We start from the raw sequence: 18,084 nt of genomic DNA, 5'->3' as shown, positions 1-18,084 counted from the left end.
CCAGGTTTTTGAACTGCCCCTTGATACCGAGGCGCCGTCGGCGCGGGGCAAGCCCGCTCACCACAGAAAACCATTCATTCATGGCGAGTCATGCACTTTTATGACGCGAGATGCACCAGTTGGAGGCGCTGGAGGTGGTGCTTGGCATCGCCGACTCCCCTGTTGAGCCGTGAACACAGGCCTTGCATCCGCTTGGCACAGACCCTGCAAGCTCCCCCTCAACCCACTTCGGTCAACGACGATCGACACCAGGGGCAATAGCGGAGAATCCGGCGCAGTCGTCCGATCCGAACCCGCATAAGAACAGGCAAAGACGCCTGGAACCGCAAGGTTTCAGGCGTTTTTTTTTGCTTTTTTAAAACCGTGATGAGCTTTGTCGGGTGCTTACTATGAACCATCTCAAAACCTTGATCGTCGTCGGCAATGGCATGGTCGGCCACCACTGTGTGGCGCAATTGATCGAGCGCGGCGCGCTGGATCACTACCGTTTGCATGTGTTCAGCGAAGAGCCGATGCGCGCCTATGACCGGGTGCACCTGTCCGAGTATTTCACTGGCCGCGACGCCGAGTCGCTGGCCTTGTCCGACGCCTCGCTGTACCAGACGCCGGGTGTCACCCTGCATCTCGGCGTACCGGTGCTGGAGATCGACCGCGCCCGCTGCGAGGTGATCACCGCTGACGGCTGCGTCGCCTATGACAAGCTGGTGTTGGCCACCGGCTCCTATCCGTTTGTGCCGCCTATCGAAGGCGCCGAAGGCGATTCACGGCTGGTGTATCGCACCCTTGAAGACCTGGACGCGATTCGCAAGGCAGCCGCCAATGCACGACGCGGCGTGGTGGTGGGCGGCGGCCTGTTGGGCCTGGAAGCCGCCAATGCCCTGAAAAGCCTCGGCCTTGAGGCCCATGTGGTGGAGTTCGCGCCGCGCTTGATGCCGGTGCAACTCGACGACTTTGGCGGCCTGGCACTCAAGGCGCAGATCGAACGGCTGGGCGTGGGCGTGCATTTGTCGCGCGCCACCCAATCCATCAGCGCGGGTGAGCAGTACCGCTACCGCATGAATTTTGCCAATGACGAGTTCCTTGAAACCGACCTGATCGTATTCTCCGCCGGTATCCGCGCCCAGGATGCACTGGCACGCCAGGCCGGCCTGGACATCGGCCCGCGTGGCGGAGTGGTGATCAATGACGAATGCCTGAGCATCGACCCGAACATCTACGCGATTGGCGAATGCGCGTCCTGGAACGGCAGCCTGTTCGGCCTGGTCGCGCCGGGCTATCAGATGGCCCGTGGCGTTGCCGCACTGCTGTGCGCGCAAACCGCCGAGCCGTTTGTGGGTGCCGACATGTCGACCAAACTCAAGTTGCTCGGCGTCGACGTGGGCTCCATCGGCGACGCCCATGCCCACACGCCGGGCGCGCGCAGCTACCAGTTCATCGACGAAGCCAGCGCCAGCTACCGGCGCCTGGTGGTGGATGCGTCGGGCAAACATGTGATCGGCGCGGTGTTGGTGGGCGACAACAGCTACTACGACACCCTGCTGCAATACATGCAAAACAGCATCGCGCTGCCGTCCGAGCCGGCCAGCCTGATCCTGCCGTCGTCCAACGGCGCACCGACCCTCGGCCCCGGTGCGCTGCCGGAATCGGCCACCGTCTGCTCCTGCCACAACGTGACCAAGGGCGCGATTTGCTCGGCCATCGACGGCGGCTGCAGCGACCTCGGCCTGCTCAAAGCCCAGACCAAGGCCTGCACCGGTTGCGGCGGCTGCGCCGGTTTGCTGAAGCAGGTGTTTGAACATGAACTGATCGCCCGTGGCGTCAGCGTCGACAAGAGCCTGTGCGAACACTTCGCCTACACCCGGCAGGAGTTGTACGCCCTGGTACGCGTGGAAGGCATCCTCACCTTTGACGAACTGCTGGCCAAACACGGCCGTGGTCACACCGGCTGCGACGTGTGCAAGCCGGCGGTGGGCTCGATCCTGGCGTCGTGCTGGAACCAGCCGATCATGGATGCGTCCCTGGTGCCGTTGCAGGACACCAACGATACGTTCATGGCCAACATGCAGAAAAACGGCACCTACTCGGTGGTGCCGCGTATTCCAGGCGGCGAAATCACCGCGGATAAACTCATCGTGATTGGCGAGGTCGCGAAGAAATATGACCTCTATACCAAAATCACCGGCGGCCAGCGCATCGACCTGTTTGGTGCACAACTGCACGAACTGCCGGATATCTGGAGCGAACTGATCGCCGCCGGGTTTGAAACCGGGCACGCCTACGGCAAATCCACGCGTACGGTGAAGTCCTGCGTGGGCAGCACCTGGTGCCGTTACGGCGTGCAGGACAGCGTGAAAATGGCGCTGTTGATCGAGGACCGTTACAAGGGCCTGCGCTCGCCGCACAAGCTCAAATTCGCAGTGTCCGGCTGTACCCGCGAATGCGCCGAAGCCCAGAGCAAAGACGTCGGCGTGATCGCCACCGAGAAGGGCTGGAACCTCTACATCGCCGGCAACGGCGGCATGCGCCCACGCCATGCGGAGCTGTTCGCCACCGACCTGGATGACGCCACGCTGATCCGCTACATCGACCGCTTCCTGATGTTCTACATCCGCACCGCCGACAAGCTGCAACGCACCTCGGTCTGGCGCGAAAGCCTCGAAGGCGGCCTGGATTTCCTCAAGGACGTGATCCTGCACGACAGCCTGGGCCTCGGCGCAGAGCTGGAAGCGCAGATGCAGCTGGTGGTCGACCGCTACGAATGCGAATGGGCCAACGCCCTCGCAGACCCGGAAAAACTCAAGCGCTTCCGCACCTTCGTCAACGACAAACGCCCCGACCCGGACATCCACTTCGTCCAGGAGCGCGGCCAACGCCGGCCGATCATGGCCGCCGAACTCAACCTGATTCCCGTCACCGAGGAGATTGCCTGATGAGCCAAGCCAACCCGCAACGCAACCTGACCACCTGGAAAGGTGTGTGCAGCGAGACCGACCTGGTGAGCAATTCCGGCGTGGTGGTGTGGCTGGACGGCGCGCAAGTGGCGCTGTTCTACCTGCCGGGTGCGCAGGACCAGACGTTGTTCGCCATCGACAACCATGACCCGGAATCCGGCGCGAATGTGATCGGACGCGGCTTGATCGGCAGTATCAAGGGCGACCTGGTGGTGGCGGCGCCGATCTACAAGCAGCATTACCGGCTCGAGGACGGGCAGTGCCTGGAAGCGCCTGATCAGAGGCTGCGGGTTTGGCCGGTGCGGTTGAACGCTGGGGTGGTGGAATTGGCATTGGATTGATGCTGTGTGCAGGGTCTTGCGTCGAGCCGACTTACTGCGGTGAGCGGGCTTGCTTGTGGTGAGCGGGCTTGCCCCGCGCTGGGGTGCGAAGCAGCCCTAGAACCAAACCCCGCGGGTTGTCTGAATAAACACGGTGATCTTACTGGGGCTGCTTCGCACCCCAGCGCGGGGCAAGCCCGCTCACTACAACAAGCCCGCCAGTTGCTGAAGTCGCGTTAAGATGCCGCCTGGACCTCACTCAGATCAAGGACACTGTATGCCGCTTATCACGGAGCGCGTCGCGCTCGCCCGCAATGGCGCCAACGAAAAAGTCATTTGCCGCATGGCTTCAGGCTGGGCGGTCATGGGTGATGTACAGTTTCTACCCGGTTACTGCCTGCTGCTGCCTGACCCGGTCGTTGCCAGCCTGAACGACCTGGACACCGAGGCCCGCACAGCCTATCTGTTGGACATGGCCCGCCTTGGCGATGCGGTGTTGCAGGCTACCGGTGCGTTGCGCATGAACTACGAGATCCTGGGCAATTCCGAGCCGGAGTTGCATTGCCATCTCTTCCCGCGCTATGCCTCGGAACCGGACGACAAACGCACGATGCCGGCGTGGTTTTATGATTGGAAAAACGCGGTACCGTATACAGAGCATGAACATGGGACGTTGTGCCGAGCTATTGCCGAATTGTTGGAAAATCCGTCAACCTACTAAAAAGCCTTCGGGGACTGGTCCGCTTCCCGTCATCGTATTGGCGTTGTCTACTAATATCGCAGGTGTTAGGAACTTGTTATGGATGGCAAAAACCTCGTTAAGTATTTGCAGCAATCGGTCTCGGCCACCACGATAATATCGTCGAGTAAGCAAGATAAAACATTCAACTTGTATGGGAAGCCCTACAGGCTTGTGGCTTGGGACGAAGTAGAATATCGAAAGGGTCTGAAAGGGGCATTGAAAATTTTTCAAAATAATTGCCCAACCCTCACTGAAGAAAGTTTTTCCAATGCAGTTGCTAAAGTATGCGTGTCCATGAGTACTTGTGAAGAAGCAGCTGATGCGTTGATTGACCACCTTGCCGGATTAATCAAGAAGCGCACTACGTGCATACCAATTCAAGGTATTGATATGCGCGTCCCATCAATGGATCTTGGGTTTGGCGTTCTCTATCGGCGCGATGAAGGACTCCTTCCAGAGTTGTTAAAGGATGGCACAGCACGTTTTAGTTCTCAGCATGATATCAATGCTTTGGATTCATCACATTGCTATCTTGAAGTTGAGTCTGTCACGGATGACAGAGAGGCTATCACCAGAGCGCTTGAACTCGCGGAATACCTTTGTGCCTTGCTTTCACTGCATGTTGGATCTTCCTCCTACAGAGCCTGGAAACGTTCAAGTAACTGGTATGACAAAGATTATGGTGATTTTTTTCCCAGGCGCAGAAAGGTTTCGATATGGGGTTCCGAATCGGGAGACTCTACTGTTTATTATCAATACAACGATACCGAGAGCCCGTTCCATAACTTCCCGTACGAACTGAATTTCAGGCTTCTGAATCCCGGGCTTGATGGGTATCAGGCTATTTGTGAACCCTTATCTATGCTTCAACCTGAGGAACCCGTCACCACTTACCATTTGGTAGATGAGTCCGTCCGCAAGATCATCGTAGAGGAATATCGGCCGCTTCTTCAGAGTTACCTGAAGAAAACATCGGTTGAGAAGTCCGTCGCTCAATCCATTTATTGGTTTGGTAAAGCGGTTAATGCTGATACCAATGAGCAGCAATTCTTGTTTTTCGCAATCTCATTAGAGTGCCTGCTCACTGGCAAGGAGGTGCAGACATTTATGACTTCAATGGGCAGTATCACTCAAAAAATATCGGAGCGGGCTGCGTTTATCTTTTCTGAATTGCCCGCTGAGCGCTTGGGTATCGAAAAGGAAATAAAACTACTCTATGGTATTCGAAGTAAAATCGCGCATGCGGGAGAGCGGGCAGATAATCAAGAAGTGTTGAGAATAGAGACGTTGACAAGAGCCTTGATATTAAAAGTTTCCAATCATGAGTTTACAACGTTCGAAGAGATTACCGAGTGGGTCAAAATGAAGCAATACGGTTTTCCGGATTAAGGTAAATCCATCCTCTTCATCCCGTGCATGCCAGGATTTCGTCGACCTCGGCAATCTTGGCATAATCCATCGCCAGGTTGCTCAGCGACAGCGCATGCACATCTTCCGCGGGCCACAGGCGCCCGGACAAATCGGTTTGGTCGAAGGTGTAGCAGGCATCCGAAACCACCGTCACCGCAAAACCCAGGTTGCCGCCTGAGCGTGCCGTGGCCTCGACCGAGTTGTTGGTGATCACGCCGGCGATCACCAGTTGCCGGATCCCGCGCGCGTGCAGCCAGCGTTCCAGTCCTGAGGCGACGAAGGCATCCGGAACGTTCTTTTCGGTCACATGCTCATGCGCCAGCGGTTGCAGCGCCGGCTGGAATTCGCAGCCCGGCTGGCCCGGCCAGAACACCGAGTCGGGCGAGCGGGACATGTGCCGGATGTGAACAACAGGGCGGTCGGATTGACGCCAGGCAGTCAGCAGACGCTGTATCTGCACTTCGGCGTCGGGGTTGTTGCGTCGTCCCAGCTTTGGTCGGTTCATGCCTTGCTGCATGTCGATGATCAGCAGTGCGGCGTTGATGGCTAACGATTGCATGGCACCTCCTTTTGCGGGTTGGGCTCGAAACATACCACGAGGGTAAACGGTCATGAAGGTTGGGTTTACTTGAAGGACATTGACTGAATAAGGAATAGATCAATGATCCGCAAAGCATTACCTGGCGACGCCAACGCCATCGCCCAGGTGCATATCCGCAGTTGGCAGGAAGCCTATCGTGACATGATGCCTGCCGAGTTCTTGAATGGGCTGGATGCAACGCTGGCTCGGCGCGAATCCTTTTGGGTTCGCTCGATTGAGTCGGGCGAGTCCGACGTGTGGGTCGCGGAGCTGGACGGGCACGTTGTGGGCTGGATATCGGTCGGTGCCAGTCGTGACGAAGAAGCTGCCGGAGCAAACACCGGTGAGGTCATGGCCATTTATGTTTTAGCCAAGTATTGGCAAGCCGGCGTTGGGCTGGCGTTGTGGAATGCGGGCCTGCAGTTCCTGAGGGAGGAGGGGTTTCAGGGTTTGACGCTTTGGGTCTTGAGCCGAAATGAAAGGGCTATCCGGTTTTATCGCAGGATGGGCTGTGTCGAGGACGCGGGGAGTGAACGTAATCTTCAGAGGGGAGGTGTCACTCTGGTAGAAATGAGGTATCGGTTGCCCTTTGGACCAGGTTGAGCACATTCACATACGCACGAAACATTTCAGCCATCCCCTCGGCATAAACCGCGATCTCTTCAGCCGTTCGCGGACTGTTGGAGAACTCCTTCCCCACTGAACTGAGCGTGGTCAGGATCAAATCACTGGCTACCGTACGCGTGTCAACCGACACCTCAGGCAACAACTCCAGCATGAACCCCTTGAACGCCTGCCGTCCCGCCGCGCGCACCTCCAGGGCCTCCGGCGCATCACGATAGAGCGGCGCCGCGTCACTCAGCGCACCGCGCATCTGCGCTTCTTCGCATTCCGATTGGATAAAGGCGTGCACCAACGTTCGCAGGCGATCCAGTGGCGTTTCGTCGCGTTTCTCCAGGATGTCGCGCAGCATCTGGGTGGTCTGCTGCCACTCATCACTCTGCAACCGGAACAGAATCGCCGCTTTGTTGGGGAAGTACTGGTACACCGACCCCACGCTCACGCCGGCCTTTTCCGCGACCCGTGCAGTGGTGAAACGGGTGGCGCCTTCCTTGGCCAAAACCTGAATAGCCGCTTGCAGAATCGCCGCCACCAACTCGGTGGAACGGGCCTGTTGCGGGTGTTTGCGCGTGGAAATACGTGGGGTCTGGCGGCTGGTCATACGGGGCTCCTGAAGCAGGGCTAATGCGAATAGCGAAGGATGCGAATGACTCGCATACTTTTAATGCGACGAATTAGTCGCATCTTAGTCCCACCTCACTGGAAATCAATTATGTCGAGCCTGACCACCGCGCCTCTGGCGCCCCTTATCGAACGTCTTTATGCCCAGGCCAATGCGGCCACCAGCCCGCTGGTGAACTCGGTATCCAAGGAAGAACGCGAACGGCTAATGCACAGCAAAACCGAATACATGGCGCTGTATTCGATGCTCAAGGACCTGTGGCTGCCCGTGTCGCGGGACACCGGCAAGCTGCTCTACATGCTGGCGCGCAGCAATAAGGCGCGGGCGATTGTGGAGTTTGGCACTTCATTTGGGCTGTCGACCTTGTTCCTGGCTGCCGCGCTGCGTGACAACGGCGGCGGTGTGCTGATCGGCAGCGAATTCGAAGCGTCGAAGATCGCCCTGGCGCGCGAGCATTTCATCGAAGGCGGCGTGAGCGACCTGATCCACATTCGCGAAGGTGACGCGCTGGTGACCCTGGCCAGCGACTTGCCGGATGTTGTCGATCTGTTGCTGCTGGACGGCGCCAAGGCGCTGTATGGCGACGTGCTGAACCTGGTGGAAAACAACCTGCGTCCTGGCGCACTGGTAGTCGCGGACAACACCGATTATTGCCCTGAATACCTGGCCTATGTGCGCGCCCCGGAGAACGGTTACTTGTCGGTGCCGTTTACCGATGACATCGAACTTTCAATGCGCCTGGGGTAAGCGAGTATTCAGCGCTTGCTGGCCGCCAGCCTTGCAGCGAACAACACAAAGATCATACCGGTGGTGTGGTCCATCCACTGGATGACCTTTTCGCGACGCAGGAAAGCGGAAAGCGACTGCGTGGCGCCGATCAATATTGGAGACCACAGCAGACAACCGGGGTTGATCCCCAGCTTGGCTTGCAACGCCTGGCGCTTGCCTTCTACCGTGGCAGTCCTGAGCACCAGCGCCATATCGAGGCCGGGCGTGAGGGTCAGCAGCGTAGCGGCGGCGAGGAGGATATTGGTAATGGGCATGGGGGGATTCATGATGGGTGGAGGTTTGCCTAAGCAAATCTCCATTATCCTGGGATGAGCGATTTTCCTGTGGTGAGCAGGCTTGCCCTGCGCTGGGCTGCGAAGCGGCCCCATCGATGAGCGACGTGGTGTGTCTGGCTATGGGGCTGCTTCGCAGCCCAGCGCGGGGCAAGCCCGCTCACCACAACAAGCCCGCTCACTACAGAAAGCGGGCTTGCTACTGTAAACGTAGGCTCAGCGATTGAACCGCTCAACCAACGCATATTGGGTGGACGCGTTGTTCGTCAGCTCCTTGCTCAGGTCCGTGGATTGATGGGCTTGTATCGACGTCTGGTCGGCCAGTTCGGCGATGGTGGTGATGTTGCGGCTGATTTCCTCGGCGACCGCGCTCTGTTCCTCGGTGGCGGCGGCGATCTGGGTGGTCATGTCAGTGATATGGGACACCGCTTCGCTGATGCCGACCAGCGCCTGGTCCGCCTCCAGCACCCAAGCCACACCTTCCTGGGCCTGGCGCTGGCCGTGTTCCATGCTTTGCACGGCATTGTTGGAGGACGCCTGCAGCTGGGTGATCAACCCATGGATCTGGGTGGTGGACTGGGACGTGCGTTGTGCCAGCTGCCGCACTTCGTCGGCCACCACGGCAAAACCACGGCCTTGCTCGCCGGCACGCGCCGCTTCGATGGCTGCGTTGAGGGCCAGCAGGTTGGTCTGGTCGGCAATGCCCTTGATCACGTCCACCACGCTGCCGATTTCGTCGCTGTCCTTGGCCAGTTGCGCCACGGTCGCGCCGGTTTCGCTGACCACCGCAGACAGGCGTTCGATCGCCTCACGGGTGTCGCGTGCCACTTCGCGCCCGCGCCCGGTCAGGACGTTGGCTTGCTGGGTGGCGTCGGCGGTGCGTTGCACGTGGCTGGCGACTTCCTGGGTGGTGGCGGCCATCTGGTTGACGGCGGCCGAGACCTGTTCGGTTTCGACACGCTGGCGGTCCAGGCCTTTGGAACTAGCGGTGGCCAACTGATCGGATTGCCCGGCCAAGGCACTGAGTTGCTCGGCGCTGTCCTGCAAGCGGGTGAGGCAGGTCTTCAGGCGTGCGTTCTGGCTGAGGAACGCCGTTTCGAGACGTGCCTGTGGTCCGCTGGCGTCGCTGTACATCTGCGCGATCAAGGCATCCGAGGTCGAGGGCTCCACACCGTGCAACAGACGCAACGTGCTGCCTTGACGCCAGCGTGAGCAGAGCACGCCCACCGGGATTGCGACTGCAACGGTCACAGCAATGGCGACGGGCGCGCTGAGGAACAAACCGGCGAGGCAGCCGGTAAGCCCGGTTGCCACATACGGCACACAACTGATGGCCGCCGGCAGCCAGGCATCCTGCCGCGGAACGGCCGGTTTACCTTGGCTGATGCGGCGGTACAGGGCCTGGGCCCGACGGATTTCATCCGCCGTGGGCTTGACCCGCACGGACTCGAAACCAACGACTTTGCTGCCATCGAATATGGGGGTGACGTAGGCGTTGACCCAATAATGATCGCCGTTTTTCGAGCGGTTCTTGACGATGCCCATCCAGGGCAGGCCTTGTTTGAGTGCACTCCACATGTGCGCAAACACGGCGGGGGGCACATCGGGGTGACGGACGATGTTCTGCGGCGCGCCAATCAAGTCAGCGCGTTCAAAGCCGCTGATGTCGACAAACGCGTCGTTGCAGTAAGTGATGACACCTCGGACATCCGTGGCGGAGATGAGTTTTTGCGAAGGCGCGAGGGAAATCTCACGCTGTGTTACGGGCTGGTTATTGCGCATTCCGACTACTCCCTGGTTGCCCTCAGTCCATCGGCGCCATCTGCGAAAAGGTTAATCCACATTGGTCAATTCGCCAGCCACTGGTCAAAAGCCTGAAACTTCCTGCCGAAAAACCTCATAATGGCGGCCATTTTTGTTTAGCCGTTATTCTGGTGTGCCCCCATGGAAATCAAGGTCAATTTTCTCGACAACCTCCGGCTTGAAGCCAAGTTCGACGACTTCACGGTGATTGCCGACCAGCCCATCCGCTACAAAGGCGATGGTTCGGCACCGGGGCCGTTCGATTACTTCCTGGCGTCGTCGGCGTTGTGCGCGGCGTACTTCGTGAAGCTGTACTGTCAGACGCGCAATATTCCCACTGAGAATATTCGCCTGTCGCAGAACAACATCGTCGACCCGGAAAACCGCTACAACCAGATCTTCAAGATCCAGGTCGAGCTGCCGGCCGACATTTCCGACAAAGACCGCCAAGGCATCCTGCGTTCCATCGACCGTTGCACGGTCAAGAAAGTGGTGCAGGCCGGGCCTGAGTTCGTCATCGAAGAAGTCGAAAACCTGGACGCTGACGCGCAGGCGTTGTTGATGCCCAACTCGACGTCAGAGGGTGGCACTTATATCGCCGGCAAAGACCTGCCGCTGGAACAGACCATTGCCAACATGTCCGGCCTCCTGGCCGGCCTGGGCATGAAGATTGAAATCGCGTCGTGGCGCAATATCGTGCCCAACGTGTGGTCGCTGCATATCCGCGATGCACATTCGCCGATGTGCTTCACCAACGGTAAGGGCGCGACCAAAGAGGGCGCCTTGGCGTCGGCACTGGGCGAGTTCATCGAGCGGCTCAACTGCAACTTCTTCTATAACGATCAGTTCTGGGGTGAGGAACTGGCGAATGCGCCGTTCGTGCATTACCCGGATGAGCGCTGGTTTCAGCCGGGCCCTAACGACGAGCTGCCAGGTGAAATCCTCGACGCCTACTGCCTGAAGGTCTACAACCGCGAGGGCGAACTGCGTGGTTCGCACCTGTTCGACACCAACTCGGGCAATGAAGAACGCGGCATTGTTTCGCTGCCGTTCGTGCGCCAATCGGACGGTGAAGTGGTGTACTTCCCGTCCAACCTGATCGAAAACCTCTACCTCAGCAACGGCATGAGCGCCGGCAACACCTTGGCCGAAGCCCAGGTGCAGTGCCTGTCGGAGATCTTCGAGCGCGCCGTGAAGCGTGAAATCATCGAAGGCGAGTTCGCCTTGCCGGACGTGCCGGCCGAGGTGCTGGCCAAGTACCCAGGCATTCTCGCCGGTATCCAGGGCCTTGAAGCCCAAGGCTTCCCGGTGCTGGTGAAAGACGCGTCCCTGGGCGGTGAATTCCCGGTAATGTGCGTGACCCTGATGAACCCGCGCACGGGTGGCGTGTTCGCCTCGTTCGGCGCGCATCCAAGCCTGGAAGTGGCGCTGGAACGCAGCCTCACCGAACTGCTGCAAGGCCGCAGTTTCGAAGGCCTCAACGACTTGCCGCAGCCGACCTTCGAAGGTCAGGCGGTGACCGAGCCGAATAACTTCGTCGAGCACTTCATCGACTCCAGTGGCGTGGTGTCGTGGCGCTTCTTCAGCGCGCAGTCGGATTACGAATTCGTTGAGTGGGACTTCACCGGCGAAGGTGCCGATTCGAACGCCCAGGAAGCCGCGACCCTGTTCGGGATTCTCGAAGGCATGGGCAAGGAGTCCTACATGGCGGTGTACGAGCACCTGGGCGCCACCGCGTGCCGCATCCTGGTGCCGGACTATTCGGAAATCTACCCGGTGGATGACCTGATCTGGGACAACACCAACAAAGCGCTATTTTTCCGTGAGGATATCCTCAACCTGCACCGCCTCAACGAGGAAGAGTTGCAAGCGTTGGTCGAGCGCCTGATCGAAAGCGAGCTGGACGACTACACCGATATCACCACCCTGATCGGCATCGAATTCGATGACAACACTGCCTGGGGTCAGCTGACCATCCTGGAGTTGAAACTGCTGATCTTCCTGGCCTTGCAGCAATATGAAGAGGCCAAGGAGTGCGTGGAGATGTTCCTGCAGTACAACGACAACACCGCTGAGCGTGGCCTGTTCTACCAGGCGATGAATGCGGTGCTGGAGATGGAACTGGACGATGACCTGGAACTGGCGGACTACGAAGCCAACTTCCGTCGCATGTTTGGCAATGAGCGGATGGATGCGGTGATTGGTTCGGTACAGGGCGATGTGCGTTTCTATGGTTTGACGCCGACCAGCATGAAGCTGGAAGGGCTGGATCGGCATTTGCGCTTGATCGACAGCTACAAGAAGCTGCATGCGGCGCGTGCCAACGTCACCTCAGCCTGACACAACTTTCTGTGGGAGCTGGCTTGCTGTGGTGATTGGCTTTGGTATGGTGAGCGGGCTTTTGTGGTGAGCGGGCTTGTCGAATCGTCGCACCGCCCGCGCTGGGTGGCGAAGCCGCCCCAATAAAAACGCCGCATTCTGTCAGGCAGAATGCGGCGTCTGGTTTTAGGGCTGCTTCGCAGCCCAGCGCGAGCAAGCTCGCTCACCACAAAAGCCCGCTCACCACAGCAGGCCGGTTCACCACGCAGGCCAAGCTAAACTACTTTAGATAAGTGCCAAGGCTTGCGCCAAATCCGCGCGAAGATCCTCCACATCCTCAACCCCCACCGACAAGCGTACCAACCCATCCCCAATCCCCAGCTGCGCCCGCGTTTCCGCCGGGATGCTTGCATGGGTCATGATCGCCGGGTGTTCGATCAGGCTTTCCACGCCGCCAAGGCTTTCGGCCAGGGCGAAGATCTTGACGTTTTCCAGGAAACGCGTGGCGCCGGCCAGGTCGCTGTTCAGGTCAATCGAAATCATCCCGCCAAACCCACGCATTTGTTCGCGCGCCAGTTCATGCTGGGGATGGGACGTGAGGCCCGGGTAATAAACCCGTGCCACTTGCGGTTGCTGCTCCAGCCAGGTGGCGAGGTCCAGGGCGTTGCTGCAATGGCGTTCCATGCGCAGCGCCAGGGTTTTCACGCCGCGCAGGGTGAGGAACGCGTCGAAGGGCCCGGCGATGGCGCCGACCGAGTTTTGCAGGAAGCCCAGGCGCTCCGCCAGTTCGGGGTTGTCGCCGACAATGGCGATGCCGCCGATCACATCGGAGTGGCCGTTGAGGTATTTGGTGGTGGAATGCACCACGACATCAAAGCCCAGCTCCAGAGGACGCTGGATCCACGGGCTGGCGAAGGTGTTGTCGGCCACACAGATGATGCCGCGATCACGGCAGATACGTGCGATGGCGCTCAGGTCGGTCAGGCTCAGCAGCGGGTTGCTGGGGGTCTCGACCCAGACCATGCGCGTGTCGTCCTGCAGGCTCGCTTCAAACGCCGACAAATCGCTCAGGTCGACAAAGCTGAAACGGTGCCCGGCGCTGCGTTGGCGCACTTTATCGAATAGCCGGAAGGTGCCGCCGTACAGGTCATTGCCGGACACGATATGGGCGCCGGCATCCAGCAACTCCAAGACTGTCGAAATCGCCGCCAGCCCGGACGCGAAAGCAAACGCCTGGCTGCCGCCCTCCAGGTCGGCCACGCAGCGTTCCAGGGCAAACCGCGTGGGGTTGTGGGAGCGGCCGTAGTCGAAGCCTTTGTGCACGCCGGGGCTGTCTTGCAGGTAGGTAGAGTTGGCGTAGATCGGCGGCATCAGCGCGCCCGTGGTCGGGTCGGGGGACTGTCCAGCATGGATCACACGGGTGGCAAACGCGCTTTTATCGGACTGACTCATGCAAGGGATCTCCGTAGGTGGTTGAGCAGGTCGACGCGGGTGATCAGGCCGTGGAAGCCTGACGCGTCGGCAATGATGGCGACCAGGCCGCGATCCAGCTCCGCCTGCAGTTCGGCCAGGCTAGCGCTGGGTGCCAGGGTTTGCAGGGTGTCGGTCATGGCGCTGGAGACGATCATGGAAAAGTGCGTGGCGTCCTGGTGCAGGCCCAGCAGGATGTCGGATTCATCGATCACACCGACCAGTTTTTGACCGTCCACCAGCACTGGCAACTGCGAGACATCCGCCAGGCGCATGCGCTGGAAGGCGGTGAGCAGCGTGTCGTCGGGGCTTACGCTGATCACGCGGCCGTCTTCGAAGCGCCGCGCGATCAGGTCGCGCAGGTCGCCGTAGTGCTTGTAGTGCAGCAGGCCGGCGTCATTCATCCATTGGTCGTTGTAGACCTTCGACAGGTAACGGGTGCCGGTGTCGCAGACAAAAGTCACCACGCGCTTGGGCTCGGTCTGTTCGCGGCAGTAACGCAGGGCGGCCGCGAGCAGGGTGCCGGTGGAGGAACCGCCGAGAATGCCTTCGGCCTTGAGCAACTGCCGGGCATGGTCGAAACTTTCTTCGTCGCTGATCGAATAGGCGTGACGCACGCTGGACAGGTCGGCAATCGACGGAATGAAGTCTTCGCCAATGCCTTCCACCGCCCAGGAGCCCGGCGTTTCCATTTTGCCACTGCGGCTGTATTCGGCCATCACCGAGCCCACCGGGTCGGCCAGCACCATGGCCAGTTCGGGTTGCACGCGCTTGAAGAAGCGCGTCAGGCCGGTGAGGGTGCCGGCAGAGCCGACGCCGACGACGATCGCGTCGACATCATGCTGGGTCTGCGCCCAGATTTCCGGCGCGGTGCTGGTTTCATGGGCCAGGGGGTTGGCCGGGTTGTTGAATTGGTCAGCGAAGAACGACCCCGGAATATCCTTGGCCAGGCGCGCGGCCACGTCCTGGTAATACTCGGGGTGGCCCTTGCCCACATCGGAGCGGGTGATGTGCACCTCGGCGCCCATGGCCTTGAGGTGCAGCACCTTTTCCGTGGACATCTTGTCGGGTACCACCAGGACCACCCGGTAGCCCTTGGCCCGACCGACCAGTGCCAGGCCCAGGCCGGTGTTGCCGGCGGTGGCTTCGATAATCGTGCCGCCGGGGCGCAAGCGGCCGTCGCGTTCGGCGGCGTCGATCATGGCCAGGCCGATGCGGTCCTTGATGGAACCACCGGGGTTCTGGGATTCAAGCTTGAGAAACAACGTGCAGGGGCCGGTATCGAACCGGCTGACCCGAACCAGCGGCGTGTTGCCGATCAATTCGAGGACGGCGGGGCGGGAAAGCGTGGGCATGTCGTCACCTGAATACGAATGGGTTGGACAGCAAAAGGCAAAGCATGGGTTCGACGATAGGCCGGGATCGGTCCGGTCGCAACCGGACGGTCCGTTGGCTGTCTGTTTTTGGCGCATTAGCCGGCCGGGTTCAGTACCTGCTGCAAGCGCGTGACGACGGCGCTACTGGCGGCCTGCATGGGTGCGCGCAATTCGCTGCCGATCAAGCCTTGCACAGCCAGCGCGGCTTTTACCGGTGCTGGATTGGGCTCCATGAACAGCGTGTTGATCAGTGGCAGCAACTGGAAGAATGTCGCTCGCGCTTCAGCCAGTTGGTTGTCGCGCACTTGCTGGAAAAGCGCCACAAATTGCTCGGTGTGCAGGTGGGCCGAGGCCGCAATCGCACCGGTCGCGCCGAGGCACAGTGCGTTGAAAATCTGTACGTCTTCGCCACACAACACGTCCACGTCACCGCTGGCCAGCAGTGCAAGGGTGTTGCCCAGGTTGCCACCACAATCCTTGATCGCCACGATGCGCTTATGGGCGACGATGTTGAGCAGGGTCGCCTGCTCGAAAGTAGCGCCAGTGCGGTAGGGAATGTCGTAAAGAATGATCGGCACGCTGGAGGCATCGGCCACCGTGCGGAAAAACGCCTCCAAACCCGCTTGGGACGGGCGGATGTAACTCGGCGCCGGCACCAAAAGCCCAGCCACCGGGCGTTGCAGGATTTCACGCTGGAAGTGCAGCAGCTCAATCTGGTTATAGCCCGCCAGGCCCATCACCACGCGGTGCGCCGGCACCCATTGCAACACCGCATCGAGAACCGCCAATTGTTCCTGACGACTCAGCGACGCCGCTTCCCCGGTGGTGGTGCACACCATGATCCCGGCCACGTGTTTTTCCAGCAAGTGGCTGACCAGGCGGTGCAGGCCAATGAAATCAATGGCGCCGTCATGGAACGGTGTGACCACGGGAACCCAGATACCTTGAAACGATGACATGCACTTTCTCCTGATGATTGACCGCTGGAGTCACCGTCAGAAGGGCAGAGGGAATTGTGCAAGGGAGGAAGGCCGTCGCGCTCAATGTCCTGTCAGCTCATCTGACGGGACAGCGCGCCCCGGTCACATGAGCGACTGTTTCTTCGATTTGAGGGCGTGCGCAACGCAACCTTGCGCCTTGGCAGGGGAGCCAATGACGGAAAGGTTAACGGAGGACATTGCGGACATTGGCTGACACACCCTGAATAAGGCTTCCATCTTCATGGAATATTGCAGAGTGTGTCAACGGGGCTTATTCGAATTTATCGATACGCGTGTCGGAGTAGTAGAACGCGTTCTTGTCCGTGCTCGACTCGTAGAAGTAGGCGTAGTCGGTCAGGTAGTACAGGTGGTTCACCCGGTTGTATTCATCGTTGTCGAAGCTGCACTTAAGGGCCTTGGCCGCCCCGAGCAGGCCAGGGTTGAGCTCGCTGGCTTGCAGTTCGCGTTCAACTAAGCAGCGGGTAGTCTGGACTTTGGTACGGCTGCCAATCAGGCTGTTGAGGCTGGCGCGGGTGGTTTGGTAGACCACGGTTTCGCCAACTGGCAGGGCCTTCCAATTGCCGGTGAAGCTCAATTGCGTCAGCGCCTCGCTTTCTGCCATGCCCGAGGAGCTGTAGGTGTTTTTTGCCACCAGCGGGATGAGGTTACGCCAGCTCACCGTGTGGCTTTCATAACCCTGCCCGCGGGTGGCGATGGCCAATTGCTCGCTCGCCGCGTCTTGGCTGATGAAGTCCGCACTCTGAAACTGGCTGGTTTCGCCCTTGAGCGTCGACGTGCCGGTCATATGCACGTATTTGAAGGCGCGCGCGGGTTTGTCCAGGTTCAACTGCGTGATTGCGGCTAGCACCTGTGGTTGCACCGAGGTCAGTGCGATGTTCATCGGCGCCTTCAGGCGTGGTTTGAACACCGGCAGCGCGGCGATTGTCTGTGGCGTCGCGCAGACTTTATTGAACAACAACTCATAGTCGGCATTGCTGCCGGCGATCTTCTGCGGCGTGGGAAAGCTGTCGACACGGCCGTCGCTGACGCGATTGTCGGCGTCCATGTCGTAGCCGGCCAGTTCCTTATAGGTCCCGCCCGTGCAAGACACCGCAAAGTGTTCACGCTTCTGGGCATAGGGGGCGTTGTAGGGCATGTCGTTGAGCACCGCCGGTTCGTCGAAGGCGGCCCAAAAGCGCGTTTCGCCATTCACCGTCTTGATGCTGTTGGCGTCAATCAATACCTGGCTATCGTGCGCGTTGGCCTGCACCAGGCGCCAGTCTGGCTTTGGCGTTTCGGCACAGGCGCGTATGAACGTCTGGTTGGCAGCCAAGGTCGCGCGCAATTGCGGCGACAACTTGCGCGCCGCGCTGTAACGGCCAGCGCTGGCCGGGTAGACCCGTTGTGAGCCGTCCAGGTACAGCAAGTGCAGTTGCGGCGATGAGCAAGCGGCCTCGAATTGCATGGTGCGCCGCAGACCACTCGGGCCGCCCGGCATCAGCAGCTCGAAGCTGAGCGAGTCGCCCTCGCGCACGATGCTGTTTTCAACCAAGGGCTGGGTGAGGGTGTCGGCGAACATGCGGTCGACTTGGTTTTTCTGGGTGGCACAACCGGCCAGGGTCGCGAGGCTACCGATGAGCAAGAGAGAAGTAATAACGCGCACGAGAGCCTCGTTGAGTCCATTCAGGGAGATAAGAGTGGCGGCCGATTGAGCCGAATCTGTAGCCGGATGTTGCGAGACAAAAGCCTAACGAGCATGACGGCATCTGTACAGCACTAGCATGGCCGCCGCCGGATATGTGCGGGTCGCAATCGTCCAGCCGTACTTT

14 protein-coding genes and 2 pseudogenes are annotated in these 18,084 nt (G+C 59.7%); 7 read left to right on the top strand and 9 right to left on the bottom strand.

The features are described 5' to 3' along the window. Positions 1-389: 389 nt before the first annotated feature. From nirB to U367_RS0107165, 4 genes are all read left to right on the top strand, one after another. The gene (gene nirB, locus U367_RS0107180; RefSeq protein WP_028616335.1) at positions 390-2,930 is read left to right on the top strand and encodes a nitrite reductase large subunit NirB; all 2,541 of its coding nucleotides are present in this window, start codon (positions 390-392) and stop codon (positions 2,928-2,930) included. Beyond that, positions 2,930-3,292, top strand: a complete 363-nt coding sequence (nirD, locus tag U367_RS0107175) for a nitrite reductase small subunit NirD (RefSeq protein ID WP_028616334.1) — start codon at positions 2,930-2,932, stop codon at positions 3,290-3,292. The genes nirB and nirD overlap by 1 nt, the downstream gene beginning before the upstream one ends. 256 nt (positions 3,293-3,548) lie before the next feature. Then, a complete protein-coding gene (locus U367_RS0107170) occupies positions 3,549-3,992 on the top strand; it encodes an HIT family protein (protein ID WP_028616333.1) in 444 nt (147 codons plus the stop codon). 78 nt (positions 3,993-4,070) lie between these two features. Beyond that, entirely contained in the window at positions 4,071-5,402 is a 1,332-nt protein-coding gene (locus U367_RS0107165; RefSeq protein WP_028616332.1) for a HEPN domain-containing protein, read from the top strand. A 16-nt stretch (positions 5,403-5,418) separates the two neighbouring features. Here U367_RS0107165 and U367_RS0107160 read toward each other — a convergent pair whose 3' ends face one another. After that, positions 5,419-5,982, bottom strand: a complete 564-nt coding sequence (locus tag U367_RS0107160; protein WP_028616331.1) for a cysteine hydrolase family protein — start codon at positions 5,980-5,982, stop codon at positions 5,419-5,421. Between the two features lie 102 nt (positions 5,983-6,084). On the opposite strand from U367_RS0107160, the gene U367_RS0107155 reads away from it, so the two are divergent. Next, positions 6,085-6,606 (top strand): GNAT family N-acetyltransferase, encoded by a 522-nt coding sequence (locus U367_RS0107155; protein ID WP_028616330.1) that lies wholly within the window; start codon positions 6,085-6,087, stop codon positions 6,604-6,606. Here the strand turns inward: U367_RS0107155 and U367_RS0107150 are convergent. Next, positions 6,560-7,225 carry a TetR family transcriptional regulator gene (locus U367_RS0107150; RefSeq protein ID WP_028616329.1) on the bottom strand — a complete coding sequence of 222 codons (666 nt, stop codon included), beginning with the start codon at positions 7,223-7,225 and terminating at the stop codon, positions 6,560-6,562. The two genes, U367_RS0107155 and U367_RS0107150, sit on opposite strands and share 47 nt — an antisense overlap. Before the next feature lie 111 nt (positions 7,226-7,336). Between U367_RS0107150 and U367_RS0107145 the strand changes: the two genes are divergently transcribed. After that, positions 7,337-7,993, top strand: coding sequence for an O-methyltransferase (locus U367_RS0107145; protein WP_028616328.1), 657 nt, complete (start codon positions 7,337-7,339; stop codon positions 7,991-7,993). 8 nt (positions 7,994-8,001) lie between these two features. Here the strand turns inward: U367_RS0107145 and U367_RS0107140 are convergent, their stop codons facing one another. From U367_RS0107140 to U367_RS1000000132895, 3 genes and pseudogenes are all read right to left on the bottom strand, one after another. Beyond that, complete coding sequence (locus tag U367_RS0107140; protein WP_028616327.1) at positions 8,002-8,289, bottom strand: hypothetical protein; 288 nt, start codon at positions 8,287-8,289, stop codon at positions 8,002-8,004. A gap of 234 nt (positions 8,290-8,523) precedes the next feature. After that, positions 8,524-9,468: pseudogene (locus U367_RS1000000132900) on the bottom strand (methyl-accepting chemotaxis protein); the annotation flags it as partial. A gap of 348 nt (positions 9,469-9,816) precedes the next feature. Then, a pseudogene (locus U367_RS1000000132895) lies at positions 9,817-10,089 on the bottom strand (PAS domain-containing protein); the annotation flags it as partial. Between the two features lie 162 nt (positions 10,090-10,251). On the opposite strand from U367_RS1000000132895, the gene U367_RS0107130 reads away from it, so the two are divergent. Beyond that, positions 10,252-12,450 (top strand): OsmC domain/YcaO domain-containing protein, encoded by a 2,199-nt coding sequence (locus U367_RS0107130; protein WP_028616325.1) that lies wholly within the window; start codon positions 10,252-10,254, stop codon positions 12,448-12,450. A gap of 264 nt (positions 12,451-12,714) precedes the next feature. Here the strand turns inward: U367_RS0107130 and U367_RS0107125 are convergent, their stop codons facing one another. The 4 genes from U367_RS0107125 to U367_RS0107110 all read right to left on the bottom strand — a co-directional run bounded on the left by U367_RS0107125 (position 12,715) and on the right by U367_RS0107110 (position 17,918). Further along, the gene (locus U367_RS0107125) at positions 12,715-13,881 is read right to left on the bottom strand and encodes a cystathionine gamma-synthase (protein WP_028616324.1); all 1,167 of its coding nucleotides are present in this window, start codon (positions 13,879-13,881) and stop codon (positions 12,715-12,717) included. Then, positions 13,878-15,254: a pyridoxal-phosphate dependent enzyme gene (locus U367_RS0107120; RefSeq protein WP_028616323.1), complete on the bottom strand. Its 1,377-nt coding sequence runs from the start codon at positions 15,252-15,254 to the stop codon at positions 13,878-13,880. Before U367_RS0107120 ends, U367_RS0107125 begins: the two co-directional genes overlap by 4 nt. 116 nt (positions 15,255-15,370) lie before the next feature. Next, entirely contained in the window at positions 15,371-16,234 is an 864-nt protein-coding gene (gene dapA / locus U367_RS0107115) for a 4-hydroxy-tetrahydrodipicolinate synthase (protein ID WP_028616322.1), read from the bottom strand. Between the two features lie 292 nt (positions 16,235-16,526). Beyond that, positions 16,527-17,918, bottom strand: a complete 1,392-nt coding sequence (locus U367_RS0107110) for a hypothetical protein (protein WP_028616321.1) — start codon at positions 17,916-17,918, stop codon at positions 16,527-16,529. Positions 17,919-18,084: the final 166 nt, after the last annotated feature.

Source organism: Pseudomonas canadensis (assembly GCF_000503215.1).
GTDB lineage: Bacteria > Pseudomonadota > Gammaproteobacteria > Pseudomonadales > Pseudomonadaceae > Aquipseudomonas > Aquipseudomonas canadensis.
The sequence above is the reverse complement of the archived record's forward strand: the minus strand, read 5'-3'. Positions and strand labels throughout refer to the sequence as shown.